Source organism: Kitasatospora sp. NPDC089509 (assembly GCF_044749365.1).
GTDB lineage: Bacteria > Actinomycetota > Actinomycetes > Streptomycetales > Streptomycetaceae > Kitasatospora.
The window spans coordinates 931,035-955,838 of the sequence record NZ_JBIVHS010000001.1 but is presented as its reverse complement, the minus strand read 5'-3'; the positions used below and the strand labels follow the sequence as shown (position 1 = coordinate 955,838).

Genomic DNA, 24,804 nt, shown 5'->3' with positions numbered 1-24,804 from the left:
CCGACCGATCACGAGGAGAAACCCGATGACCCGACCGTTCCGCTTCGGCCTCGGCAAGCTGGCCGTCCCCGACGACGCCGAGCAGTGGCAGAGCCTGTCCAAGGAGGTCGAGTCGCAGGGCTACGACGTCCTGCTGGTCCCCGACCACCTGGGCCGGACCGCGCCCTTCCCGCCGCTGGTCGCCACGGCCGCGGCGACCGGCCTGCGGGTCGGCACCCTGGTGCTCAACTCCGGCTTCTACCACCCGCCGCTGCTCGCCCGGGACATCGCCACCGTCGACCGGCTGACCGGCGGCCGGATCGAGGTCGGGCTCGGCACCGGCTACGTGCACGCCGAGTTCCAGGCGCTCGGCCTCGACCCGGGCACCCCCAAGGACCGGGTGGACGCGCTGGAGCGCACGGTACTGGAGCTGCGCCGGCTGCTCGGGGACCCGGAGCACGTCCCGGCGGCCGTGCAGGACCCGGTGCCGCTGCTGATCGCGGGCAACGGCAACCGGGTGCTGCGGCTGGCCGCCCGGCACGGCGACATCGTGGGCTTCATCGGGATGCGCTACGACCCGACCGCGTTCGGCGGGCTGCGGCTCATCCCGCGCGCCGAACTCGCCGAGCGGGTCGCCTACTTCGACCGGGTGGTGGGCGAGCGGGCGGCGCAGGTGGAGAAGAACCTGCTGCTCCAGGCGGTGATCGTGACCGAGGACCGGGACGCCGCGATCCGGCACGTGGCGGCCACCCAGCTGCCGGTGCCGCTGACCGAGTTGGAGCAGACACCGCTGCTGCTGATCGGTACCGTCCAGCAGATCATCGACCAGGTGAAGGAGCTGCGCGACAGCTTCGGCTTCTCCTACTTCACGGTGATGGACGCCCATCAGGAGGCGTTCGCGCCGGTGGTCGAAGCGCTGGCCGGTACCTGATGACCAGCGCGACAACCTGGGTTGTCACCCGGCCCGGCGGGCGGCCGCCCCACCCGGGCGACAACCTAGGTTGTCGCCAGCCCCTCGACGGGGGCGTCCTCGCCGCGCGGCCACCGCTTGCGGGCGGCCTGCCGGCTGATCCCCAGCAGCTGGCCGACCTCGCCGAAGGACGCCCCGGCCGCCAGCGCCTCCCGGGCCAGCCGGTCCACCTCCTCGGCCGCCGCCAGCCGGGCCGACTCGGCGGCGGCCAGCCCGGCCAGCGCCGCCGCCGGGCCGTCGCCTTCGCCGCCGCCGCGGCCGTCCGCCGGCCGCTCGCCCCCGGCACCCACCCCGACCGACCCGACCACACCCGCCCCGCCCGCCGCACCGCCGTCCAACAGCGGCCGCAGGCAAGGCCCGAGCAGCTCGACCAGCCGCTCGGCCGGCGCCCGGTCGACCTCGGGCACCCGCAGCAGGTAGCGGGTGACCAGCAGCCCGAGCACCACCGAGCCCACCAGGGTCGCCCGCAGCTCCACGTCGTCACCGGTCAGCGCGTCCGCCACCGGGCTGTTGCCCGGATCGGCGACCGCGCAGCGCACCGCCTCGGCGGCCTGCGGGTGGGTGAGCATCGAGCGCAGCACCGGCATGCTGCGGTCCGGCCGGCCGTCGATGTCGGCCAGCGCGTGCGCGAGCAGCCGCTCGCCGAGCCGGTCGGCGGGGCCGCCGAGGGCGCCGCCGAAGCTGAGGGCGATCTCCGAGACCGCGTCGAACAGCTGCTCCTTGGAGCCGAGGTGCTTCATCACCAGTGCCGGGTCCACCCCGGCCCGGTGGGCCACCGCGCGCACCGTGGTCTGCTCGTAGCCGAGTTCGGAGAACAGCTCCCGGGCCGCCGCCAGGATGGCCTGCCGGCTCCGGCTGCGCCGCTCGCCGCGCCCGGCGGGCGCCGCCTCCGCCGCACCCTCCGCCGTGCCCGCCGCCTCGGCCGCGACCCCGGCACCACCACTGCGGGACTCTGCCATGCCGCCTCCTCGCCTCGTCACGCCGCGACACATTCGTTCAACACTTGTTGACCCAATCAGGACGTCTCCCTACCATGAAGCAGTCTACAAGCGTCGACCGCGCTCGTTCCCTCGACGCTGCCCTGCCCTACGCTCAAGGAGCCGGCCATGACGACCCACGACCAGCCATCGGTGGCCGAACCGCCCACCCCGGCCGCCAGTCCGACAACACCCGCCCCCGGCCGGGCCGGCCCGCTCGCCCTCGCGGTGATCGTCACCTGCCAGCTGATGGTGGCCGTCGACGGCAACATCGTGAACATCGCGCTGCCCCGCATCCAGTCCGGGCTGCACTTCTCCCCGGACGGCCTGGCCTGGGTGTTCAGCGCCTACTCGCTGGCCTTCGGCGGGCTGCTGCTGCTCGGCGGACGGGCCAGCGACATCCTCGGCCGGCGCCGGATGTTCATCTGGGGCCTGCTGCTGGTGGTCGCCGCCTCGCTGCTCGGCGGGCTCGCCCCGAACTCCGCGCTGCTGATCGCGGCCCGCGCCGCCCAGGGCGTCGGCTTCGCCTTCGCCGCGCCCGCCGCGCTCTCCCTGATCGCCGTCACCTTCAAGGAGGGCCCGGAACGCAGCCGGGCGCTCGGGGTGTTCTCCACCGTCGCCGGGCTCGGCATCACCATCGGGCTGATCCTCGGCGGCCTGCTCACCACGCTCTCCTGGCGGCTGGTGTTCTTCGTCAACGTGCCGATCGGCCTGGCCGCCGTCGTCCTGGCCACCCGTCAGCTCGCGGAGACCGAGAAGCACCCGGCCCGCCCCGACGTGGTCGGCGCCCTCACCTCCACCGCCGGCATGACCGCCCTGGTCTACGGACTGATCAACGCCTCGTCGGCGGGCTGGAGTTCGGCCACCACGGTGGCCGCCCTGGTGCTCGGGGTGCTGCTGCTCGGCGCGTTCGTGGTCACCGAGACCAAGGTCCGCCAGCCGCTGATCTCGCTGCGCCTGCTGGCCCAGCGCGCCCGCTCCGGCGCGTACGGGATCTTCCTGCTGCTGTTCGCCGCGATGGGCGGCACCTACTTCCTGCTCTCGCTGTACGTCCAGGACGGCCTGGGCCTGTCCCCGCTGACCGCCGGGCTGGCCTTCCTGCCGATGGCCCTGGCCCAGTTCGCCACCGCCCGCAGCGCCGCCAAGCTGATCCCCAGGTACGGCGCCAAGACGCTGATCGTCACCGGCGCGGCGCTGATGCTCGCCGACAGCCTGTGGCTCGCCGCCACCGGCCCGCACAGCGACTACCTGACCGGCCTGTTCGGCCCGCTGGTGCTGCTCGGCGCCGGGCTCGGCCTGGGCTTCGTCCCGCTCAACATGACCATCCTGGCCGGTCTGGCGCCCAAGGAGACCGGCGCGGCCTCCGGGCTGCTGCAGGCCGTCCAGCAGATCGGCCTCTCGCTCGGCGTCGCCGTGCTCGCCACCCTCTACGGCGGCTCGCTGCACGGCGCCCAGCACCCCGACCGGGCCCAGCTCGCCGACGGCCTGTCCACCGCGGTGGTCGCCGCGGCGGCCTTCAGCGGCGTCGCCGTCCTGATCGCCCTGCTCGTCATCACCCGCCCCAAGGCCAAGGCCTGACGGGCCGCGGGTCCGAGAACCACACCCCCCGGAAAGGCACGTCCCCGTGAGCACACCGCACCACCTGCACCTCGCCGCCGCCCTCGACGGAGCCGGCTGGCACCCGGCCGCCCGCCACCAGCCGGAGGCCGACCCCCGGCCGTTCACCCTCGACCACTGGGCCGCCCAGGCCCGCCAGGCGGAGGCCGGGCTGCTCGACTTCGTCACCGTCGAGGACCCGCTGTCCCGCGCCCCCGGCCCCGGCGAGGAACTGGACCGCCGGCTCGGCCACACCCTGCACCGCCTGGACGCGCTCACCCTGGCCGGCGCCCTGGCCGCCCGCACCCGGCACCTCGGCATCATCCCCACCGTCGTGGTCAACTCCGGCCGACCCGCCCCGATCGCCAAGGCGGTGGCCACCCTGGACCACCTCAGCGCCGGCCGCGCCGGGCTGCGCACCCAGCTCAGCCCGACCAGGCCGATCCCGCTGGAGACGCTGTTCCTGCCCGAGGTGCAGGCGCAGATCCAGCAGAGCTTCGACCGGGCGGCCGAGCTGGTCCGGGTGGTCCGGGCGCTGTGGGACGGCACCACCGACGAGCAGGCCCTGCGCGCGCTGGCCCCCGGCCGCTTCGCCGCCGACGGCGACGGGGGCTCGGACGGCGACGGGGGTGACGCGGGCGAGTGGCCGCTGCTCCCCGACCCGTCCACCGCCCCGCGCCCGCCGCAGGGCCACCCGGTGGTGTTCACCCTCGCCCACATCAGCGTCCCCTGGCGGTACGGCGCCCAGGTCACCGACGTGGTCTCGATCACCCCGCACGGCGTCGACGACGTCCGCACCGCCGTCACCGAGATCCGCGCCGAGCAGCAGGCGGTCGGCCGGGCCGGGCGGACCGTGCACGTCTTCGCCGACGTCCTGGTCCACCTGGACGCCGAACCGGGCGCCGCCAAGGCCCGCCGGGACCGGCTGGACGCCACCCTGGGCACCGAGCACACCTCGGACGCGCCGATCTTCGCCGGCACCCCCGCCGAACTCGCCGACCTGCTCCAGGAGTGGCAGCAGGCCGGGCTCACCGGCTACCGGCTCCGCCCGGCCACCACCGCGCACGACCTCCCGGCGATCGCCACCGGCCTGGTGCCCGAACTCCAGCGGCGCGGCGCCTACCGCACCGACTACGCCGAGGAGACGCTGCGCGAGCGGCTGGCTCTGGGCACCGCGCCCTGAGCCGCGGTCGGACGGGTCACGGCACGCCGCCCCGTGCCGTGGCGCTCCGAGGACAGCCGGTCCGCAGCCGACCGCTCCACGGACAGCCGGTCCGCAGCAGGCCGGTCCGCAGCCGGCCGGCCCGCGCCCGGCGGCAGCGAACGCGCCAGCTCGGAGCGGCCCTTGACCCGCAGCTTGCGGTAGGTGTGGGTGAGGTGCTGCTCCACCGTGCTGACCGTGATGAACAGCTGCTCGGCGATCGCCCGGTTGGAGTGCCCGGCCGCCGCCAGCTCCGCGACCCGGCGTTCCGAGGCGCTCAGCCCCGAGTCGTCCTCCTCCTCGGCCGACCCCTTCAGCCGGGCAAGCAGCGGCCCGAGGCCCAGCTCCTCGGCGCCCTCCCGGGCCCGTCGCAGCGCCTCCCGACCGGCCTGGCGGCGGCCCGCCGCGAGCTGGGCCTCGGCCAACTCGGCGAGCGCCCAGGACAGTTCCAGCCGGTCCCCGGCCTCGTCCAGCGACTCGACGGCCTGCTGGAGCAGTTCGACCCGGCGGTCCGGCTCGCAGGCGGCCAGCGCCCGCAGCGACAGCCCCCGGGTACGCGGCCGCTGGGCCGCCGGGTGCGCCGCCTGGGCCAGCGCCAGCCGGCGGGCCTGTTCCGGGCGGCGCAGCGCCAGCAGGGCCCGGGCCGCGTCGGCGCGCCAGGGCACGAAGGAGGGCACGTCCAGCCCCCATTCCTCCAACAGCCGTCCGCAGCGGGTGAAGTCCTCCAGCGCCGCGTCCGCCGCGCCCGCCGCCAGCCGGTGCCGGCCGCGGGCGTGCAGGAACTGGGCCCCGTAGCGGGTGCGGGTGAGCCGCTCCGGCAGCGTGGGCAGTCCGGGCTCCGCCTCGGGGGTCGGGCCGAGTGCGGCGGAGGCGAGCAGCAGCGCCGCCAGCGGCGCGCCCAGCCAGACGCCCCAGCCGCCGGAGGGCAGCAGGGCCAGTGCCTGCCGGGCGTGCCGGGCAGCCTCGGCCACCTGGCCGAGCCGCAGGGCGATCTCCGCCATGGTGGCGGTCAGTAGCGCCTGCCAGACCGGGATCCGGCGCCCGGCGGTGTCCCGGAGCAGGTTCGCGCACCAGGGCGCCGCGAGGTCCGCCCGGTCCGCGTACAGCAGCACGTACAGCGCGGACTGCAGCGCGCCGTAGGCGGTGTCCTCCAACGGCGTGGTGCGCAGCACCAGTTCGGCGGTGCGGATGTCCTCCGAGGTGCCGCCGGTGCGCAGCACCCGGGGCAGGGCCAGCAGGGAGCGCTGCTGGGGTTCCCCGGCGGGCAGGCCGGGCGGCGGTGCGGGGTGGCCGGGCGGCACCAGGTGCGGGGCGATCGAGCGGACCTGTTCCAGCGCCCGGGTGAGCTCGTCGCGCAGCGGGCCGGCGGCCGGGTCGAGGCCGGTGAGGGTGCGGGTGATCTCGGCCTCGGTGCCGTGCCAGTTGAGCATCCGCAGCAGTCCGATCCGTTCGCCGTCCGCCAGGTCGTCCAGCCGGTCGGTGAGTGGGCGGACCAGCCGGTAGGCGGCCTGCGGGTCGGTGCGGAAGCGGACGATGCCGCGCAGCAGGGCGGTCTCGGTGTCACCGGCCGTGCCGGCCAGGGCCAGGCAGGATTCGGCGAAGGCGTCGTCGTCGCGGCGCAGCGCCGCCCGGGCGGCGTCCAGCAGCACCGGCCGGGCCCACGGTTCGGTGGCGTCGCGGGCGGCCAGCAGGTGGGCGGCGACGGACTCCGGGGTGCCGCCGCTCTCGTACACCAGGCGGGCGGCGCGCAGCTGGCGGGCCGCCCGGTCCGGTTGCGGCAGCCCGTCCAGGACGGCCCGGGCGACGGCCGGGCCGCGCAGTCGGCCGTCGACGACCAGGCCGCCCGCGGTCAGGGCGGTCAGCACGTCCCGGGCGGGGCCGCCGAGGAGCTGGGGCAGCAGGTCGGTGGAGCCGGACTCGGCCAGCACCGCGAGGGCCCGGGCCGGTTCGGCGGCCGCGGCGCCGGCCCGGTGCAGGCAGGCCCGTACGGCCAGGGCGAAGGCGGGGCCGGGCACCGGTTCGACGGCCGGGCCGGCGCCCGCGCAGTCCTCGGCGAGGGCGCGCAGCAGCAGCGGGTTGCCGCCGGTGAGCCGGTACCAGACGGCGGGTCGGGCCGGGGGTGCGCCGAGCAGTACGGTGAGCAGCTGCCCGGCGCCGTGTTCGCTGAGCCGGTCGACCCGCAGCCGGGTGAGGTGCGGCAGGCGCAGCAGGGCGGTCCACCAGTCGCGGTCGGTGCCGGAGTCGGTGGGCGGGTCGGGTTCGGTGACGACCAGCAGCACGGGGGCGGTCGGGGACCGGGTGGCCAGGTGGATCAGGGTCTGCCGGGAGGCCGGGTCGGCGTGCTGGAGGTCGTCCACGGCCAGCACCAGCGGGGTGCGGGCGGCCAGGGTGTGCAGCAGCAGCCACAGGTCCTGGTCGACCTGGGAGGGGACCTGTCCGGTGCCCGGCGGGTCCTCCCGGCAGGGTTCGGCGGTGTCCGGCCCGCCGAGCAGGGCCAGGGCGGCCGTCCGGACGGCCGGGGGCAGGTCGGGCTGGCGCAGCAGTTGCTGCAGGACGCCGAAGCGCACGGTGCGCTCCGAGCAGCGGGCGGTCGCGGTGAGCACCAGCGCGCCGCGGGCCTCGGCGGCGGCCGTGAAGGCGCGCAGCAGCTCGGTCCGGCCGCAGGCGGCCGGGCCGGAGACGGCGAGCAGGCCGCCGCTGCCGTCCAGGCAGTCGTCCAACAGCCGTGCGAAGCGGTCCAGTTGTGTGTCGCGTTCGACAGGATTCACGTCGGCTCCCCGTTGCCTGGCCGGGGCGGGTCGGCTTCCGTCGCCCACCCCGGTGCTGTTCCGTTCCGTTCTGTTCCGCCGCTGCTCCGTCCGCCGGACCGCGCTGTCCGCCGTACGCCGCCCCCGCCGCCCCCGCCGCCCGTTCCGTTCAGCCCACCCGGCTGCCGCCCGCCGCCGACGCCAGCAGTCGTCTGGTGTAGGGGTGTTCGGGGTGGTCGAAGACCTCGTCCACGGTGCCGGACTCCACCAGTTCGCCGTCCTTGAGGACGATCAGCCGGTCGCTGAGGTGGTGCACCACCCCCAGGTCGTGCGAGACGAACAGCAGGGCCAGGCCCAGCTCCCGCTGGAGTGTGGAGAGCAGGTCCAGCACCTGGGCCTGGATCGACACGTCCAGGGCCGACACCGGCTCGTCGCAGACCAGCAGCCGGGGCCCGGTGGCCAGTGCCCGGGCGATCGCCACCCGCTGCCGCTGCCCGCCGGACAGCTGGGCCGGGCGGCCGCGCAGCACCGTGCCGGGCAGGCCGACCTGGTCCAGCAGTTCCACCGCCCGGGCGTCCCGGGCCGGGCCACGCGGCACGCCGGTGGCGGCCAGCGCCTCGGCGAGGATCCGGCGTACGTCGTGCCGGGGGTCGAAGGAGCTCAGCGGGTCCTGCTGGACCAGTTGGAGCAGTCCGCGGCGCGGTCGGCGCCGCCGCTCCGGCAGGCCGCTCCACGGCTCACCGGTGAAGCGCACCGCGCCGGTGTCGGGTTCCAGCAGGCCGAGTGCGATCCGGGCCAGCGTGGTCTTGCCGGAGCCGGACTCGCCGACCAGGCCGAGGGTCTCGCCGGCCGTCACGGTGAAGGAGACGTCCCGCACCACCCGGTGCGCGGTGCCGTCCTGGCCCCGGTAGGTCTTGGAGACGCCGTCCACCTCCAGCAGCACCGCCGGTTCCGCGCTCCGCCCCGCAGCGGTGGCGGAAGCGGCGGCGGCGAGCGGGCGCGGCTCGGCCGCCGCCGGCGCCAGCGGCAGCGGGCCGCCCGGGTGCCAGCAGCGGGCGGTGTGCCCGGCCGCGGCGTCCGCGGCGGTCGGGGCGGCCGGCAGCTCCCGGCGGCAGCGGTCGTCGGCCAGGGCGCAGCGGGCCGCGTACGGGCAGCCGTCGGGCCCGGCGGCCGGGTTCGACGGGCGGGGCGCCGAGAGCGGCCGGCCCCGGCCGGTCCGCCCTGGCACGGCGGCCAGCAGTGCCCTGGTGTACGGGTGCTGCGGGTCGCCGAGGACCTGTCCGGCCGGGCCCTGTTCGACCACCACGCCCGCGTACATCACCGCGACCCGGTGCGCCAGCCGCTCGACCACCGAGAGGTCGTGGCTGATCAGCAGCAGCGCGGTGCCCCGGTCGACCAGGTCGCCGAGCAGGTCGAGCACCTGGGCCTGGACGGTGGCGTCCAGCGCGGTGGTGGGTTCGTCGGCGAGCAGCAGTTCCGGGCCGGCCGCCAGCGCCGAGGCGATCAGCGCGCGCTGGCGCAGCCCGCCGGACAGCTGGTGCGGGTACTGTCCGGCGCGGCGCTGCGGTTCCGGCACGCCGACGTCGGTGAGCAGTTCCAGGACCCGTGCGCGGGCGCGGGGGCGGTCGACCGTGCGGTGGACCCGCAGGGCCTCGGTGATCTCCGCGCCGACGGTGCGCAGCGGGTCGAGCGAGACCAGGGCGTCCTGGAGCACCAGGCCGATCCGGCGCCCGCGCAGCTGCCGCCAGCGCCGTTCGGTGAGCGCGCCGAGGTCGAGGCCGTCGAACTCCAGCCGCCGGGCCCGGACCCGGGCATGGCGTCCGGTCATGCCGACCAGGGTCCGGGCGGTGACGCTCTTGCCGGAGCCGGATTCGCCGACCAGGGCCAGGCACTCGCCGCGCCCCAGGGTGAGCGAGACCTCGCGCACCACGTCGGGGCCGGTCCCGAAGGCGACCTGGAGGCCGTCGACGGCGAGCAGGGGTGACGGGGTGACGGTCACGGGGACCTCCGGGTGAATCGCTGCTGGAGGTGGCGGCCGACCACGGTGACGGCCGCCACGGTGAGGGTCACGGCGGCGCCCGGGAACACCCCGAGCCACCAGGCGGTCGCCAGGAAGCCGCGCCCCTCGGAGAGCATCGCCCCCCACTCGGGGGAGGGCGGGCGCGGTCCCAGGCCGAGGAAGCTGAGGCCGGAGGCGGCGATCAGCGCGGTGCCGAAGCCGACGGTGGCCAGGGTCAGCAGCGGGGCCAGCGAGTTGGGCAGCACGTGGCGCAGGATCAGCGACCGGCGCGGCACCCCGAGGGTGACGGCGGCCTCGACGTAACCCGAGCGGCGCACCAGCAGGGCTTCGGAGCGCACCAGCCGTCCGTAGCCGGGCACCAGGGCGATGCCGATGGCGAGCACCAGGTTGCCGGTGCCGGTGCCCAGGACGGCGATCACCAGCAGCGCCAGCAGGGTCGCGGGGAGGGCGAGCAGCACGTCGGCGGCGCGCATCAGCAGTCGGTCGGCGACCGGGCCGCCGAGCGCGGCGGCCAGGCCGAGCGCCGCGCCGCCGACCACCGCGAGCACGGTGGAGCCGAAGCCGAGGGCGAGCGCCGGGCCGGCGCCGTGCACCAGCCGGGCGAACACGTCCCGGCCGAGCTGGTCGGTGCCCAACGGGTGGGCGGCGCCCGGGGGTTGCAGGGCGTTCACCGGGTCGGTCGCGGTCGGCGACACCCCGGTGAGCAGCCCGGCCAGCAGGATCAGCAGCAGCACGGCACCGGCGGCCAGCACGGCCGGGGGCGGCAGTCGGACGGCCCGGCGGGCCGAGGCCGCACCAGGCGAGGCCGCACGGACGGCGGAAGGAGGGGCGAGGGCCACCGGATCACCTGTTCCCGAGTCGCGGATCGAGGACGCCGGCGAGCAGGTCGACCGCCGTCGAGATCACCACGAAGACCAGCGCGGACAGCAGCACCACCCCGATCACCACCGGCACGTCCCGGCTGTTCACGGCGGCGAGCACCAGCGAGCCGACCCCGGGCCGGCCGAACACCGACTCCACCAGCACCGTCCCGCCCAGCAGCGAGCCGGTCAGCCAGCCGGTCAGGGTCATCAGCGGAACGGCCGCGTGCCGCAGCGCGTGCCGCAGCACGACCCCGGCCCTGCTCAGTCCGCGGGCCCGCGCCGTCACCGCGAAGGGCTGGCCGAGCGCCGCCTCCAGGCCTTCGCGCAGCACCTGCGCCAGGGTCCCGGCCAGCGGCAGCGCCAGGGTGACGGCGGGCAGCACCAGGGCCGCCACGCCGTCCGCCCCGGCCACCGGGAACAGCCTCAGCTGGAAGGAGAACACCGTCAGCAGCACCAGGCCCAGCCAGTAGGACGGGGTGGAGACGGCCACCAGCTCCCAGGCGCCGGTCAGCGCCTTGAGCGCGGGCCGCCGCCCGGCCGTGGCCACCGCCGAGAGCACCGCGATCAGCAGCGCCAGCAGGACGGCGGTCAGGGCGAGTTGGGCGGTCGGGCCGAGCTGCTCGGCGATCAGGTCGGACACCGGGCGCTGCAGTTGGTAGGACTGCCCGAGGTCGGCCCGCAGCAGTCCGCCCAGGTAGTGCAGGTACTGCACCACCACCGGCTGGTCGTAGCCGAGGTCGTGCCGGATCGCCTCGCGCACCTCGGGCGGGGTGGTGGTGGCCGGGCCGAGCAGGGTGGCGACCGGGTCGCCCGGGATCAGCTGGAGCGCGGCGAAGGCCAGCGTCGCGGCGCCGAACAGCACCGCCAGCGCACCGACCAGCCGCCGCAGCCCGGCCCGCAGCAGGGCCGGCAGCCGGGGCGGCCGCGCCGCGGCGGGCTCCACCGCCCCGGCCCGGTCGGCCACCGGCGGCGCCTGGTGGGTGGTCACGGGGTCCGCCAGGCGTCGTAGAAGTCCAGCCAGGTGTCGGGGTCGAAGCCGAGCCCGCCGACCTTCGCCGAGACGCCGGTCAGCGCGACCGGGGTGTACACCGGGACGACCACGGCCAGGTCGATCGCCCGCTGCTGCACCTTGGCGTAGACCTGCCCGCGTTCGGTGGCGTCGAGCGTCGCCCGGCCCCGGTCGGTGAGCTGGTCGAGCTGCTGGTCGGGCAGGAAGGTCGGGTTGATGCCGCCCTTGGCGGGCGCGCTGGCCGAGTTGAGGAACTGCCAGAGCACGTCCGGCTCGAACCGGGCCCAGGCCAGGTCGACGATGTTCGCCTTCCCGCCGTACACCAGGGTCGAGTAGGCGCCGACGTCCAGCGACGGGCGGACCACCTCCACCCCGATCTTCCGCAGGTCGGCCTGGATCGCCTGGCCGAGGATGTCCCGGCCCTGCTGGGTGGCGTTGGCCGACAGCTGCGGCCACTGCACGCTGAGCCGCCGGCCGTTCGCGGTGCGGTAGCCGTCGGAGTCCCGCCCGGTCCAACCCGCCTCGTCCAGCAGCCGGTCGGCCAGTGCCCGGTCGTACGGCCAGGCGTGCTCCAGCGACTTGTCGTAGCCCGGGGTGATCGAGGAGATCGGGCTCCAGGCCCGCGGGAACTGCCCGAACTGCACGGTCTTCACGTCCAGGTCGAGGTCGATGCCGCGCTGGATCGCCTGCCGCACCCGCTGGTCGTCCAGCGGCGCCAGCGAGCCGTTCAGCCACAGGTTGTAGTTGCCGCCCGGCTGCTCCCGGGTGACCAGCCTCAGCGCCGGGTCGGCCTTCACCGTCGCCGCGTTCTGCGGTGGCACCGCCTTGGCCACCTGCACCTGGCCGCTGGTGAGCGCGCCGACCCGCACCGCGGCGTCCGGCAGGAACCGCACCACGACCTTGTCCAGGTGCGCCGGGCCGGTGTGCGCCGCGTTCTGCGGGCCCCAGCGGTAGTCGGGGTTCTTCTCGAACACCGCCTGCTGGCCCTTGCTGTAGCCGGTGAACCGGAACGGCCCGCTGCCGACGTCCACCGGCCCGCCCTGCCCGAGCTTCGCCGCGTCCGAGGCCAGCGCCTTGGGCGAGTAGAGCCCCAGATAGCTGGTGCTCGCCGCTTGCAGGAACGGCGCCGAGGGCTGGGCGAACTCCACCCGCACGGTGTACGGGTCCAGCACCGTGGTGCCGGTGTAGGAGCCCAGCAGGCTCGCCGCGAACTGGGATTTGGTCTCCTTCGCCACGATGTGGTCGAAATTCGCCTTCACCGCCGTGCCGTCGAACGGCGTGCCGTCCTGGAACTTCACGTCCTTGCGCAGGTGGAAGGTGAAGCTGCGCAGATCCGGGGCCGACTCCCAGGAAGTCGCCAGCCAGGGGTGGAACGTCCCGTCGGCGTCCTCGGAGACCAGGGAATCCAGGACCTGCCGCTGCAACTCGGCGGTCAGGTCCTGGGTCGACACGTGCGGGTCCCAGGACACCGGTTCGGTGTCGACGGCGTAGGTCAGGGTGCCGCCCGAAACCGGCTTGTCCCCGGCCGCGGTGCCGCCGCCCTGGCCGGAGCAGCCGGCCAGCAGCAGCGACCCGGCCACGGTGGACACCAGGACCCGGGCCACCACGGGTCTGAATATGTGCATGGGTTCCTTTTTCCCGAAAGCTGTTTCTGTTTCCGCGTGTTGCGTTTTCATGTCATTACCGAGTCGGCGCCGAGTCATCGCCAGGTCGGCACGGACCCGGCGCCGAGGCGACGGTGACTCATCGCCAGGTCATCGCCGGAGAAGGCCTGTTGGGGACTTTCCCGGACCGTCTCCGGAAGGAATTCGGAGGTCGCCGGACCCCCCCTCGGCGAGTTCGCCCGCTGTTAGGCTCGAAGGGTGACGAGAACACTGGACATCGCCGCGCTGCGCAGCATGGTCGCAATAGCCGAGAACGGCGGATTCCACCGCGCCGCGGAGGCGTTGAAAATCTCCCAGTCCGCCGTCAGCCAGCACGTGCGGCGGCTGGAACGGATCATCGGCCGACCACTGGTGGAACGCCAGGGCCGCGGCATGCGCTTCACCGGCGACGGCGAGGCCGCCCTCACCGAGGCCCGCCGGGTGCTCGCCGCGCACGACGAGGCGCTCTCCCGGCTCGGCCTCGTCGAGACCGTCCGCCCCACCTATCTGATCGGCTCCACCGAGCTCGCGGCCGAGGGCCTGCTGCCGGTGATCAGCCGCTCGGTGCTCGCCGACTGCCCCGGCCACACCGTCCGCTTCCGGCTCGACCGCAGCGGTGCGCTGCACGAGGCGATCGACCGGGGCACCGTGGACGCCGCCGTGTTCCTCGGCAACCCCGGCCACCCGCGCAGCGTCCGGGCCGGCGGGGTGCCGCTGTCCTGGTTCGCGGCCCCGGACTGGCGGCTGCCCGAGCGGGGCGCGCCGGTGCCGCTGGTCGCCGTCGACGGCCCCTGCGTGCTGCGCGAGCGCGCGCTCACCGCGCTCGGCGGCGCGGGCCGGGGCGTCACGGTGGTCGCCGAGGCGGCCCAGTTCACCGGCGTGCTGAGCGCGTTGCGCGCCGGGCTGGGCATCGCCCTGCTCGCCGACCACGGCCCGCTGCCGACCGGGCTGGTCCGGATCCGCGACCTGCCGCCGGTGCCCCCGGAGGGCCTCTACCTGCGCTACCGTCCGGGCGCGCCCGGCCTGTTGACCCGGGCGCTGCGCTCGGCGCTGGACTCGCTGAGCGTGCCCGGGCCGACCGGCTGAGCCCGGCCGTCGACGGGCGGCAGCGGCACCGGGGCGGACACCGGGGCCGGGATCGGGACCGGGCCGGGAGGTCATCCCAGCTGCCGCAGGTAGTCGTTCAGGGCGGCCGTCCCGATGCCGACCAGGGCCGGGTCCTCCTGCGGGGCGTGCACCCCCGCCGCCTGGACGTCCCGGAAGATCCGCTCCAGCGGGTTGTCCTGGGACAGCGCCGAGCTGCCCAGCAACCGCACCGCCGCCTCCACCGCCCGGGTCAGGTTGCGGATCACCGCGACCTTCGCCGCCAGCGCCTCGTTCGCCGAGACCACCTCGCCCCGGTCCAGTCGGCCCGCGATGCCGAACACCAGCTGCTCGGCGGTGGACAGCAGCACCTCGATCTCCCCGGCCACCTGCCGGAACCGCTCACCGGCCGCGATCGGCCGGCCCAGGTGGGCGGGCACCTTGGTGACGCCGGTGTGGTGCACGAAGTCCTGGGCGGCCCGCGCCGCGCCCAGGTACAGCGCGGCCGAGATCAGCAGGACGGAGTTGGCGTGGTCCTGGTCCGCACCCGGGTCCGCGTCCGGCGCCGGCGCCCCCGGGTCGCCGAAGCGGATCAGGTCCTCCGCCGCGACCCGGACGTCGGTGAACACCACCTCGTGGCTGACCGTGGCCCGCATGCCCAGCTGACGCCAGGTCGGCAGGATCTCGATGCCCGGCGAGCCGCCCGGCACCACGAACACGACCGACTGCGGGACCACCTCGTCGGTGGTGGCCCAGAGCAGGAAGTAGCTCAGCCCCTCCGCACCGGTCACGAACCGCTTCCGACCGGTGATCGCCCAGCCGTCGGCGGTCCGCCGGGCCACCGTGCCGCCGCCGCGGCCGGTGTCGGGCTCCGCCCGGGCGTGGTTGAGCAGGGTGGGCCGCTCCGCCGACTCGGCGAGGATCCGCCGGTACAGCGCCTCCGGCCAGGGCCGGCCGCTCTCCAGGGCGTGCGGCACCAGCGTCATGCAGGCGATCAGCGCGACCGAGGTGTCCCCGCGGCCCAGGGCCAGCAGGATGCGCGCCAGGTCGGCGAAGCTCACGCCGGGCCCGCCCCACTTCTGCTCCACCGTCGCGGTCAACAGCCCGGCGTCGTGCAGGAGTCGGATCGCCTCGTGCGGGAACTCCCCGGTCCGGTCGTACCGGGCGGCGGTCTTCGCCAGCGCCGCGGTGATCTCGTCGAGGCGGTCGAGGTCGGGCCGGGGCAGCCGGATCCCGCGCTCGGCGGGTGCGACGTCGGGGCTGAGGTGGCTGGTCATGGCGGTTCCTTGAGGTTGTGGCAGGCCAACTCGTCAGCTGTTCTCGCACATTGACGATGAGTCAGGTGCGTTCCGCGCCGAACCGGTTCGGGTTCGGGTGCGACGGACCACCGCATCGGTGCAACGGACCACCGCATCGGTGCGCGGGCCGGCCCGCCGGAGCGCGGGCCACGGTCGTACGGCTGACGGCCGGTGACATGGGCGGAGGGTCGGACCGGGCGTTCGGACTCCGGGCCGGTTCACGGCCGGGGCTTCGCCCCCACGGGTCGGCGGGCCGGGGGAACGGGCCGGGGTCGGCCCCGAGGGCCGACCGGGGAACGCCGCGGGCGTCGGCTCAGCGACAGCTGGCCGAGCAGAGCAGGCCGAAGTCGACGATGCGACGGCTGGTCAGCAGCGGCATCGGCGCGGGGAGGAGTCGCGGGCAGGCGAGCGGCCGGGCCGAGTCCCGGCCACCCCGCTTCGCACTCCCGTTCCCCACCATGGAGTCGAGCATGCAGGCTGCGACCACGGCCCGTCCACACCCGACTTGCGATCGGTACCGAACGCGAACGCTTATCGATGGCAAGGGCTTTGCCTGATTTTGACCCGGTCCATTGAACCCCCCGGGAGCGGGCCGCTCCACCCCCCGCACACCCTTGCGATGCCATATAACCTGTGACATTGTTCTGACCCTGATTCCGGTGACAGGTCACACGTCAACTCCCCCTCCGCCTCGCGACCGACGCCCCGTCACCGCCCCCACCTCAGGACAAGGACACCGCAGTGCGTCTGCGCCAATCCCTTCCGCTCCTGGTGGCCGCCGCCCTCGCCGGCCCGGCCGCCCTGCTCCCGACCCCCGCGCTCGCCGCCACCCCGGCGCCCGCCGCGGCCCCGGCGGCGCAGGCCCCCGCGGCCCACGCCCCCGCCGCGCCACTGCCGTTCGGCGCCGAGATCGCCGCGCCCGGCACGGAGGAACTGGGCCGCACCGCCGCGCCGCTCCCGCCGGAGCTGCTCGGCCAGGCGCTCCAGCCCGCCGGGACGGCCGTCCAGACCGGCCCGCAGCAGACCCCCCGGCACCCCGCCGCCACGTCGGCCAAGCACGCGCTGACCGCCCAGGCCGCCCCCGCCGCGGCCGGCTGCCTGCCCGCCGACTTCGCCTCCCGCAGCGGCGCCGACCTGGTCTCCTTCGTCCAGGGCTCGACCACGGACTGCGTCAACACGCTGTTCAACGTCACCGGCACCGACACGGCCGGCGTCTTCAAGCAGTCGCAGATGCTCGCCGTCGCCGACGCCTTCAAGGCCCAGGCCGCGCACTACACCGGCGACAACTCCGCGAACATCCTGCAGCTGGTGCTCTTCCTGCGGGCCGGCTACTACGTCCAGTCCAACAACGCGGGCACCGTGGGCCCGTACGACGCCTCGCTCACCGGTGCCGTCCAGGCCGGCCTGGACGCCTTCTTCGCGAGCGCGCACTGGCACGACGTCAGCGACGCCAACGGCACCGTGCTCAACGAGGTGCTGGTCCTCACCGACAGCGCCAACATCCAGAGCCGGTACCTGAAGGTCTACCAGCAGGTCCTGGACGGCTACGACAACGGCTACAACGCCTTCCCGAAGATGGTCAAGGCCGTCAACGCCGTGCTCTACGCGCCGCTGTGGCGGGCCAACTGGAACCCGGACTACGTCAACACGATCGCCGCCGACCCGGCCGTGATCACCTCCCTGGCCACCTTCGCCCAGCGCCACAAGGACCTGCTCGGCACCGCCAACCAGTTCCTCGACGTCAACGCCGGCAACGACCTCGCCCGCACCGCCGGCGACGGCGGCGCCGTGGCGACCTTCACCCGCCCGCTGGTCAAGCAGGTCCTGGACGGCACCCCCATCGCCGGAAGCACCGGCCCGCTGTACGTGTACACCGCATACAACGCCAACCGGTACGACAACGCGAGCTGTTCCTACTACGGCACCTGCGACCTGCCCGGCAAGCTCACCGCCGCCGTCCTGCCCAACACCCTGGAGTGCGACAACCGCACCATCCGCACCGAGGACCTCACCCCCGCGGAGCTGGCGACCGTCTGCGCGAGCCTGCGCGGCGAGGACACCTTCTTCCACGGCATGGTCAAGGACAGCGGCCCGATCGCCGGCCAGTACGGCAAGACCATCACCCTGGCCGTCTTCGCCAACCGGGACGACTACCTGACGTACTCCTGGGCGATCTACAACAACTCCACCGACAACGGCGGCCAGACCGTCATGGACGTCACCGACCCCGCCAACAAGCCCGTGTCGGTGATGTACAAGAAGTCCTACAACGACGGCTTCCCCGCCAACGTGTGGAACCTCAACCACGAGTACACCCACTACCTCGACAACATCTACGACATGAAGGGCAACTTCACCACCGAGATCTCCGTCCCGGACATCTGGTGGATCGAGGGCGTCGCCGAGTACGAGTCCTACACCTACCGCGGCACCACCGACACCCAGGCGATGGCCGAGGCCGCGACGCACCGGTACAAGCTGAGCACCGTCTTCCAGAACACCTACGACAACTCGGACACGGTGCGCACCTACCCGTGGGGCTACCTGGCCGTCCGCTACATGCTGGAGAAGCACCCCGCCGACGTGCAGAACATGCTCGGCCACTTCCGCACCGGTGACTACCAGGGCGGGTACGCGGTCTACAACGGCCTCGGCACCTCCTACGACGCCGACTTCGACGCCTGGCTCGACGCCTGCGCCGGCGGCGCCTGCTACGCCGACGGCCCCACCGCGCTCTTCGGCCAGTCCGTCGACGGCGCCACCGTCACCCTCACCGACAAGTCGGTGGAGACCAACTCCCAGGCGAAGCTGGCCTCCTGGCACTGGACCTTCGGTGACGGCAGCAGCTCCGACCAGCAGAACCCGGTGCACACCTACGCCAACCCGGGCACCTACACCGTCGCCCTGACCGTCACCGACAGCGCGGGCAAGACCGCCAGCACCCCGACCTCGGTGGTCGTCACCACCGGCGGCGGCACCACCCCCCTGCCGACCTGCACCGACCCGCGCACCGACGCCCTCGGCCAGAACTGCGCCCGGCCGAACCAGGCCCGCGCCGCCGGCGGCCTCGACTACTTCTACGTCTACCTGCCGGCCGGCACCAGCACCCTGAAGGTCAACACCTCCGGCGGCACCGGCAACGCCTCGCTCTACTACAACGCCGACACTTGGGCCTCCCCCACCGCCTTCACCGCCTCCTCCACCAACCCCGGCACCACGCAGAGCCTGACCGTCACCAACCCGACGGCCGGCTACCGCTACATCAGCCTGTACGCCAACACCGACTTCAGCGGAGTGACCGTCAGCACCCAGTTCTGACCTTGGAGTTGACTCTCGCGGCGCGCCCCCTTCCGAGGGGGCGCGCCGTCCGCGCGTCAGTCCGCCAAGGCGGCCAGGTAGCGGTCGACCGGCCCGAGGGTGAGCAGCCCGCTGCCGGCCCCGGCCAGCTCACCGGCGGCGGGCCGCAACCGGGCCCGCACCCCGGCCCTCAGCTCCGCGTCGCCCGACTCCACCACCAGCACGGCCTCCAGGCAGCAGCGGGCCTCGTACAGCAGATCGGCGGGCGAGGGCGGCAACGCCCGCAGCGCGGCCCGGACGGCGTCCCGGTCACCGGCGGCGAGCAGCGCGAACGGCTCCACCCAGGGCCGGTACGGGCCCCAGTCCAGGCCGAGGTCCACCTCGGGACGGCGCTCCCCGTCCGCGATCCGCAGAGCCAGCAGGGCCAGCGGCAGCAGCCCGGTCTCCAGTCCCGGCATGCCCGCCCCGGCCAGGTCGGCGGCGGCCGCGCGCATCGCCGCCGTCGCCTCTGCGGTCCGGCCGCGGGCGGCCGAGCGCAGCGCCCGGTACCAGGCGGTGAACACCCCTACCAGGGGCAGTTCATGACGGTCCGACAGTTTCTCGGCGGCCGCCGCGTGCCGGTCACCGGCCGCGAAGTCCGCGCGGGCGCAGGCTGACTGGAGCCGGATCAGGCGGCCCAGCACCTCGTGCACGGCCAGGCCGTGCCGGGCCGACAGATCCACCAACTCCGCACCGACGGCGTCACGTTCGGGAGCGAGACCGGCCCGGGTGCAGGACTGCATGAACCGGCCGTTCAGCGCGAAGGCCAGCAGTGCCGGGTCGTTCAGCCGCCGGGCCACCGCCTCCGCCGCACGCGCCGCCTGCGGGGCCCGCGGCTCCCGGCTGCCGCGCGACTCCAGCGCGACGGTGGCCAGCAGCCGGCAGCGGGCGGCGGTGTCCCCGGCGGGCAGCGCGACGAGGGCCCGCTCGGCGGCCGCGACCACCCCGGCGGCGAGCTCGGGGTCGTCGCTGCGGGTCCAGATCGCGGGGACGTCGAAGGCGCCGATCACCCGGGCGGTGAGTTCCGGATCGCCGTACTCCTCCGCGGCCGCGATGACCGCCGACCGCTGCTCGCGGGCCGCGTGCAGACCGGCGCCGCCGCTGACCGCCAGGCTGCGCATCAGGCCGACGGTGCTCTCCAGCCGGGCCCGCGCGCCGAGCGCCAGCGTCCGGTCGTACGCCGTCGCCGTGCGCTGCCACAGCCGGGCCACGGCGGCATCGGTGGAGGTGCCGGCGGCGCTGTCGTCCACCGGGTCAGGCCCCAGGTCGAGCGCCGGGTCCTGGGCGAGGATGTCCGCCTCCAGCCGGCGCAACGCCGGCCCGGGGTCCAGCCCGAGGCCGTCCGCGAGCACCGTCCGGGCCTCGCGCAGCACGGCCAGCGCCTCGCCCTGCCGGCCGGTGCGGTACTGGGCGAGGGCCAGCAGCCGCCAGGCCTCCTCCCGCCAGGGGTGGTCCGCGAGGTGGGCCCGCAGGTCGGGGACGGCCTGGTCGGCGCGGCCGAACGCGAGCAGCGCCGCGGCCCGCTGTTCGACCGCGCGCAGCCGCAGTTCGGTGAGCCGGGTCCGCTCGGCCCGGGTCCAGTCCTCGTCCGCGTGGTCGGCGTAGGCGGGACCGCGCCACAGGGCCAGGGCCCCGTCCAGCCGGGTCAGGGCCCGGTCGGCGGGCAGTCCGGCCGCCTCCTGGACCGCCGTCTCGAACCGCCAGGCGTCCACCGCCTGCGGCTCCGGGCGCAGCACGTACCCGGGGCCCTCGGTGGCGAGCAGCCGGGCGGGGGCGCGCGGCGGCCGTTCGGGTTCGAGCACCCGGCGCAGGTCGGCGACGAAGGTGCGCAGGGCGCCGAGGGCGGCGGGCGGCGGGTCGGCCCACAGGTCGTCGACCAGGCGGGTGACCGGGACGACCCGGCGGCGGGCCACGATCAGCCGGGCCAGCACGGCCCGGTGCCGGGGCCCCTTGAGGGCGAGGGCGGTGCCGTCCCGCTCCGCGGTCAGTGCGCCGAGCACCCCGAACCCGACCTGCGCCATCGCACCCCTTCCCCTGCCTTGCCCGTGCGGTGTCGGGCCGTGTCGTTCCGCGTGGTTCCGCGTCGTTCCCGCAGGTCAGGCTAGAGGGTGCGGCGTACTGATCGGTTGCTGATCCGGGCCCGGCAGGCTCGAAGCGTCCGCCCCCGAGCGAGAGGTCCCCCATGACCGTCACCATCCCCGGCTTCGCGTACCACCGGGTGCCCGTCGCCGACGGCGTCGCCCTGCACACCGCGATCGGCGGCCAGGGCAGCCCGGTCGTGCTGCTGCACGGCTTTCCGCAGACCCACCTGATGTGGCGGCAGGTCGCCGCCGACCTGGCCGCCGAGCACACCGTGATCTGCCCCGACCTGCGCGGCTACGGCGCCAGCGACAAGCCCGCCGAGACCCCCGACGGCCTGGCCTACGCCAAGCGCACCATGGGCGCCGACATCGCCGCCTTGGCCGGCGCGCTCGGCCACCGGCGCTTCGCCCTGGCCGGGCACGACCGGGGCGCGCTGGTCGCCTTCCGCACCGCCCTGGACCACCCCGACCGGGTCACCCACCTGGCCTCGCTGGACGTCCTGCCGACCCTGGACATGTGGGAGGTGATGCACGGCGTGTCGGCGACCGTCGGCTTCCACCTCTACCTGATGGCCCAGCCGCCGGGCCTGCCCGAGCGGATGATCGCCGCCTCGGCGGACGAGTTCTTCGGCAACTTCCTGGACCTGTGGTCCCGCGACGCCGCCGCGATCCCGGCCGACGTCCGCGCCGCCTACCTGGCCGCCTGCCGGGCGGCCGTCCCATCCATCGTGGCCGACTACCGGGCCTCGGCCGGGATCGACGTCGAGCACGACTCCGCCGACCGGGCCGCCGGACGGCGGCTGGCGATGCCCGTCACCGTGCTCCAGCAGGACTGGGGCGCCGCCCTCGGCTTCGACGCCGCCGCGCTGTGGCGCGCCTGGGCGCCCGACCTGGTGCACCGCACCGTCGACTGCGGCCACTTCATGGCCGAGGAGGCACCCGCCCTGGTCGCCGACGAGCTCCGCGCCCTGCTGGCCCGCTGAACCCTGCCGGCCCGCTGAACCCTGCCGGCCCGCTGAGCCGGGGGCCCGCCCGCCGACCCCGTTGCGGCCTCAGGACGGCTTCGCCCCGGGGGCGAAGGCGGGCAGCCGCTCCAGGCTGCTGCGCACGGCCTCGGCGCCGTACCCGAACATCTGCCGCTCGTAGTCGTCGACCGCGTCGCGCAGTTCCCGGCGGCCGTCGGCCACCTCGACCAGTCGGCGGCGCAGCAGGTCGGCGTCGCGCAGCGCGGTGTTGGCGCCGTTGCCGCCGGTCGGGGAGGTGGCGTGGACGGCGTCGCCGAGCAGGGTGACCGGGCCGGGCGCCCAGCGCTCGCCGGGGTGGACGACCCGGATGGACAGCAGGGTGCTGTTGTCCGGGTCGGCCTGCTCGACCAGCGCGCGCAGCTCCGGGTGCCAGCCGTCCATCCGGGACAGCACGGCGTCCTGGGCGCTCCGGTCGCCCAGCGAGCCCGAGCCGCCCGGCGAGCCGTCCGGCGGGAGGATCATCGCCCAGCGCACGTAGTCGCCGAGGTCGGGCAGGGTGACCTCGGGGGCCAGCCGCTCGGCGGCCTGCTTCGGCGGGGTGCGGAAGCGCATCGCGCCGAGCAGCAGGCTGACGCCATCGCCGGTGACCTTCGAGCCGTAGGCCTTGGACAGGCCGGCGAATGCGTCGGTCAGCGGGGTGCGGCCGATGACGAACCGGACGCCGGTGTCGGTCGGGGTGGTCCCGGGCGACAGCAGCCCGCGGACCGCGGAGCCGACGCCGTCCGCGCCCACGAGCAGGTCCGCGGTCGCGAGCAGGTCGGCGGCGGCCGGGTCGCGGCGGGCGAACCGGGCCCGGACGGTGCCGTCGGCCGACCGGTCGTAGCCGGTCAGTGCGGCGTCGGTGTGCACGGTGAGGCCGGTCAGCAGCAGGTGCCGCAGTACCTGCCGGTCGACCACGATGCCGGTCCGGGCGGCGCCGAGCCGGCCGATCTCGTTCAGCTGCGGGTCCAGGACCAGCTGCTCGGCGGAGGCGGGCATCACGATCTCGTCCAGCAGCGGGTGCCAGCGCGTCGGCAGGCAGTCGCGCACCGCCTGGAAGCCGACCGGGTCCAGCACCAGCCGGTAGCCCTGGAACCGGGCGCCGAGCCCCGGGTCGCGCTCGAACACCTCGGCCTCGATCCCGGCGCCCCGCAGCCCTTGCGCGAGCGCCAGGCCTCCCAGACCGGCTCCGACCACGGAAACCCGCATCACACACCTCCGGACGTCGATACGAACGCGGATCGCCTCGACGAACTAAGTTCGTCACGACGAACAATGTTCTACTCAACGAACTTAGATCGTGTCAAGGTAGGGTGACCGCCATGTCCGTCGATCCCCGCCGACACCGCGCGGCCCGCCACGCCCAGCCCGCCGCCCGGCCCACGGCGGAGCCCGCCGCAGGGGCCGCAGCGCCCGCGCCGCGCAAGCAGCCCATCACCGTCGAGCGGATCACCGACGCCGCCCTGGAGGTGGTCGCCGCCGAGGGGTACGACGCGCTGACCATCCGCCGGGTCGCCGCCGTGCTCGGCACCGGCCCGTCGTCCCTGTACGCGCACATCGTCAACAAGGACGACCTCGACGACCTGCTGATCGGCCGGCTCCACGCCGAGGTCGTGCTCCCTGCACCGGACCCGGCCGCCTGGCGCGAGCAACTGGTCGGCGTGTACGGGCAGCTCCGCGACCTGTACCTGCGCTACCCCGGGGTCTCCCGCGCCGCGCTGGCCGCGGTGCCCACCAACCTGGAGACGCTGCGGGTCGGCGAAGGCATCCTGGCGATCCTGCTCGCCGGCGGCATCGACCCGAGGACGGCCGGCTGGGCCCGCGACGCGCTCTCCCTCTACGTCGCCGGCTACGCGCTGGAACAGTCGCTGGTCCGGCAACGGCGCCGGAACGAGGACCAGGAGTGGGTGCTCAGCCACGACGAGGTGGTGGACCGCTTCGCCGCCCTGCCGGCCGACCGCTTCCCGCACACCCGGCGCCACGCCGCCGAACTGGCCTCCGGCACCGGGCCCGACCGCTTCGCCTTCGCCCTCGGCCTGCTCCTGGACGGCCTGCGGCCCACGGCCGGCTGACCGGGGCCGTCCGCGCCCGGGTGCTCACCGCTCCGGGAAGCTGAAGGCGTAACCGTTCTCCGTCAGCCAGGGCAGCAACTCCTCCAGGGCCGCCAGGGTCTGGGCCCGGTTGCCGCCGCCGTCGTGCAGCAGGACGGTCGGACCGATCCGCAGCTGCGCCTTCGCCGTCTCGACGATCTTCTCGACCCCGGGCCGTTCGAAGTCCCGGGTGTCCACGTTCCAGCCGAGCGGACGCATCCCGTGGGCGGCGGCGATCTGCCGGCTCTCGGGGGTGAACGCCCCGCCGGGCGCCCGGTAGTACGGGACCGGTGCGCCACCGGTGGCCTCCTGGATCATCCGCTGCCCGTCGACGATCTCCTTCTCCTGGTACGCCACGTCCTTGTGGTCCATCGCGGTGTCATGGCTCACCGAGTGGTCGCACAGCCGGTGCCCGGCGGCGACCACCTTCCGGGCCAGCTCGGGGTGCGCCTGGGCGTTGGGGCCGAGCATGCAGAAGACCGCCTTGGCACCGTTGCGGGCGAGCACGTCCAGGACGCGCGGGGTCCACTGCGGGTCCGGGCCGTCGTCGATGGTGAGGTTGACGGTCCTACCCGGGTCCTCGGACCGCCGGGAGATGCTCATGTCCACCAGCGGCGATGCCAGGTTCGGGTCGGGCGCCGCGGCCGCGCCGCCGCCCGCGGTGGCTGCGGTGGCCGCGCCGGGCCGGTTCACGGCCTGGGCGACGCCCAGCAGGGTCAGCGCCGCCGCGCCGAGGGCGGCGACCCCGAGGGCCGCGCCGCGCCGGCCGGACGGGCGTCGCAGCCGGTCGGCCCGCGGGTACCAGCTGCGCGGGGCGTCGTCGGTCGGGGTCGGCTCTCGGTGCTGGCGCACGGCGGTGCTCCTCGGTTCCTCGGGGGTGTCTCGGTGCCCACCACCCTCGGCCGCC

The 24,804-nt window shown here is 75.1% G+C and carries 18 protein-coding genes; 7 read left to right on the top strand and 11 right to left on the bottom strand.

Annotation, left to right across the window (positions count from 1 at the left end; genetic code table 11):
• Positions 1 to 25: 25 nt before the first annotated feature.
• Complete coding sequence (locus tag ACIP4P_RS03845; protein ID WP_350510637.1) at positions 26 to 910, top strand: TIGR03621 family F420-dependent LLM class oxidoreductase; 885 nt, start codon at positions 26 to 28, stop codon at positions 908 to 910.
• Positions 911 to 975: 65 nt separating this feature from the next.
• Here ACIP4P_RS03845 and ACIP4P_RS03840 read toward each other — a convergent pair whose 3' ends face one another.
• A complete protein-coding gene (locus tag ACIP4P_RS03840; protein ID WP_400914389.1) occupies positions 976 to 1,908 on the bottom strand; it encodes a TetR family transcriptional regulator in 933 nt (310 codons plus the stop codon).
• 147 nt (positions 1,909 to 2,055) lie between these two features.
• Between ACIP4P_RS03840 and ACIP4P_RS03835 the strand changes: the two genes are divergently transcribed.
• Both ACIP4P_RS03835 and ACIP4P_RS03830 read left to right on the top strand, forming a co-directional pair.
• Positions 2,056 to 3,504 carry an MFS transporter gene (locus ACIP4P_RS03835; RefSeq protein WP_400914387.1) on the top strand — a complete coding sequence of 483 codons (1,449 nt, stop codon included), beginning with the start codon at positions 2,056 to 2,058 and terminating at the stop codon, positions 3,502 to 3,504.
• 46 nt (positions 3,505 to 3,550) lie between these two features.
• On the top strand, positions 3,551 to 4,705 hold the full coding sequence (locus ACIP4P_RS03830; RefSeq protein ID WP_400914384.1) for an LLM class flavin-dependent oxidoreductase: 1,155 nt from the start codon (positions 3,551 to 3,553) through the stop codon (positions 4,703 to 4,705).
• Here ACIP4P_RS03830 and ACIP4P_RS03825 read toward each other — a convergent pair.
• The 5 genes from ACIP4P_RS03825 to ACIP4P_RS03805 form a co-directional block, all read right to left on the bottom strand.
• Positions 4,654 to 7,491, bottom strand: a complete 2,838-nt coding sequence (locus tag ACIP4P_RS03825; RefSeq protein WP_400914381.1) for an AAA family ATPase — start codon at positions 7,489 to 7,491, stop codon at positions 4,654 to 4,656. The genes ACIP4P_RS03830 and ACIP4P_RS03825 overlap by 52 nt on opposite strands.
• Before the next feature lie 148 nt (positions 7,492 to 7,639).
• On the bottom strand, positions 7,640 to 9,469 hold the full coding sequence (locus ACIP4P_RS03820) for a dipeptide ABC transporter ATP-binding protein (protein ID WP_400914378.1): 1,830 nt from the start codon (positions 9,467 to 9,469) through the stop codon (positions 7,640 to 7,642).
• A complete protein-coding gene (locus ACIP4P_RS03815) occupies positions 9,466 to 10,329 on the bottom strand; it encodes an ABC transporter permease (RefSeq protein WP_400914376.1) in 864 nt (287 codons plus the stop codon). Before ACIP4P_RS03815 ends, ACIP4P_RS03820 begins: the two co-directional genes overlap by 4 nt.
• Positions 10,330 to 10,333: 4 nt before the next feature.
• On the bottom strand, positions 10,334 to 11,341 hold the full coding sequence (locus tag ACIP4P_RS03810; protein WP_400914374.1) for an ABC transporter permease: 1,008 nt from the start codon (positions 11,339 to 11,341) through the stop codon (positions 10,334 to 10,336).
• Positions 11,338 to 12,987 (bottom strand): ABC transporter substrate-binding protein, encoded by a 1,650-nt coding sequence (locus ACIP4P_RS03805; protein ID WP_400914372.1) that lies wholly within the window; start codon positions 12,985 to 12,987, stop codon positions 11,338 to 11,340. Before ACIP4P_RS03805 ends, ACIP4P_RS03810 begins: the two co-directional genes overlap by 4 nt.
• Before the next feature lie 237 nt (positions 12,988 to 13,224).
• On the opposite strand from ACIP4P_RS03805, the gene ACIP4P_RS03800 reads away from it, so the two are divergent.
• A complete protein-coding gene (locus ACIP4P_RS03800; RefSeq protein ID WP_400914369.1) occupies positions 13,225 to 14,091 on the top strand; it encodes a LysR family transcriptional regulator in 867 nt (288 codons plus the stop codon).
• A gap of 71 nt (positions 14,092 to 14,162) precedes the next feature.
• Here the strand turns inward: ACIP4P_RS03800 and ACIP4P_RS03795 are convergent, their stop codons facing one another.
• Complete coding sequence (locus ACIP4P_RS03795) at positions 14,163 to 15,365, bottom strand: acyl-CoA dehydrogenase family protein (protein ID WP_350510647.1); 1,203 nt, start codon at positions 15,363 to 15,365, stop codon at positions 14,163 to 14,165.
• A 334-nt stretch (positions 15,366 to 15,699) separates the two neighbouring features.
• Positions 15,700 to 15,846, bottom strand: a complete 147-nt coding sequence (locus ACIP4P_RS03790) for a hypothetical protein (protein ID WP_400914366.1) — start codon at positions 15,844 to 15,846, stop codon at positions 15,700 to 15,702.
• Between the two features lie 281 nt (positions 15,847 to 16,127).
• On the opposite strand from ACIP4P_RS03790, the gene ACIP4P_RS03785 reads away from it, so the two are divergent.
• A complete protein-coding gene (locus tag ACIP4P_RS03785) occupies positions 16,128 to 18,704 on the top strand; it encodes a collagenase (protein ID WP_400914364.1) in 2,577 nt (858 codons plus the stop codon).
• Positions 18,705 to 18,760: 56 nt separating this feature from the next.
• Here ACIP4P_RS03785 and ACIP4P_RS03780 read toward each other — a convergent pair whose 3' ends face one another.
• On the bottom strand, positions 18,761 to 20,743 hold the full coding sequence (locus tag ACIP4P_RS03780) for a BTAD domain-containing putative transcriptional regulator (protein WP_400914361.1): 1,983 nt from the start codon (positions 20,741 to 20,743) through the stop codon (positions 18,761 to 18,763).
• Between the two features lie 161 nt (positions 20,744 to 20,904).
• Between ACIP4P_RS03780 and ACIP4P_RS03775 the strand changes: the two genes are divergently transcribed.
• A complete protein-coding gene (locus ACIP4P_RS03775; protein WP_400914359.1) occupies positions 20,905 to 21,786 on the top strand; it encodes an alpha/beta fold hydrolase in 882 nt (293 codons plus the stop codon).
• A gap of 69 nt (positions 21,787 to 21,855) precedes the next feature.
• Here ACIP4P_RS03775 and ACIP4P_RS03770 read toward each other — a convergent pair whose 3' ends face one another.
• Positions 21,856 to 23,016: an FAD-dependent oxidoreductase gene (locus ACIP4P_RS03770; protein WP_400914357.1), complete on the bottom strand. Its 1,161-nt coding sequence runs from the start codon at positions 23,014 to 23,016 to the stop codon at positions 21,856 to 21,858.
• A 113-nt stretch (positions 23,017 to 23,129) separates the two neighbouring features.
• Between ACIP4P_RS03770 and ACIP4P_RS03765 the strand changes: the two genes are divergently transcribed.
• Positions 23,130 to 23,879 carry a TetR/AcrR family transcriptional regulator gene (locus tag ACIP4P_RS03765; protein ID WP_400914355.1) on the top strand — a complete coding sequence of 250 codons (750 nt, stop codon included), beginning with the start codon at positions 23,130 to 23,132 and terminating at the stop codon, positions 23,877 to 23,879.
• Positions 23,880 to 23,903: 24 nt separating this feature from the next.
• Here the strand turns inward: ACIP4P_RS03765 and ACIP4P_RS03760 are convergent, their stop codons facing one another.
• Positions 23,904 to 24,680 carry a polysaccharide deacetylase family protein gene (locus ACIP4P_RS03760; protein ID WP_400914442.1) on the bottom strand — a complete coding sequence of 259 codons (777 nt, stop codon included), beginning with the start codon at positions 24,678 to 24,680 and terminating at the stop codon, positions 23,904 to 23,906.
• Positions 24,681 to 24,804: the final 124 nt, after the last annotated feature.

What these genes read in the sequence shown, in the direction of transcription:
- ACIP4P_RS03845 (WP_350510637.1), top strand. Translation starts at nt 26, where the DNA reads ATGACCCGACCGTTCCGCTTCGGCCTCGGCAAGCTGGCCGTCCCCGAC.
- ACIP4P_RS03840 (WP_400914389.1), bottom strand. Translation starts at nt 1,908, where the DNA reads ATGGCAGAGTCCCGCAGTGGTGGTGCCGGGGTCGCGGCCGAGGCGGCG.
- ACIP4P_RS03835 (WP_400914387.1), top strand. Translation starts at nt 2,056, where the DNA reads ATGACGACCCACGACCAGCCATCGGTGGCCGAACCGCCCACCCCGGCC.
- ACIP4P_RS03805 (WP_400914372.1), bottom strand. Translation starts at nt 12,987, where the DNA reads ATGCACATATTCAGACCCGTGGTGGCCCGGGTCCTGGTGTCCACCGTG.
- ACIP4P_RS03795 (WP_350510647.1), bottom strand. Translation starts at nt 15,365, where the DNA reads ATGACCAGCCACCTCAGCCCCGACGTCGCACCCGCCGAGCGCGGGATC.
- ACIP4P_RS03790 (WP_400914366.1), bottom strand. Translation starts at nt 15,846, where the DNA reads ATGGTGGGGAACGGGAGTGCGAAGCGGGGTGGCCGGGACTCGGCCCGG.
- ACIP4P_RS03780 (WP_400914361.1), bottom strand. Translation starts at nt 20,743, where the DNA reads ATGGCGCAGGTCGGGTTCGGGGTGCTCGGCGCACTGACCGCGGAGCGG.
- ACIP4P_RS03775 (WP_400914359.1), top strand. Translation starts at nt 20,905, where the DNA reads ATGACCGTCACCATCCCCGGCTTCGCGTACCACCGGGTGCCCGTCGCC.
- ACIP4P_RS03770 (WP_400914357.1), bottom strand. Translation starts at nt 23,016, where the DNA reads ATGCGGGTTTCCGTGGTCGGAGCCGGTCTGGGAGGCCTGGCGCTCGCG.
- ACIP4P_RS03765 (WP_400914355.1), top strand. Translation starts at nt 23,130, where the DNA reads ATGTCCGTCGATCCCCGCCGACACCGCGCGGCCCGCCACGCCCAGCCC.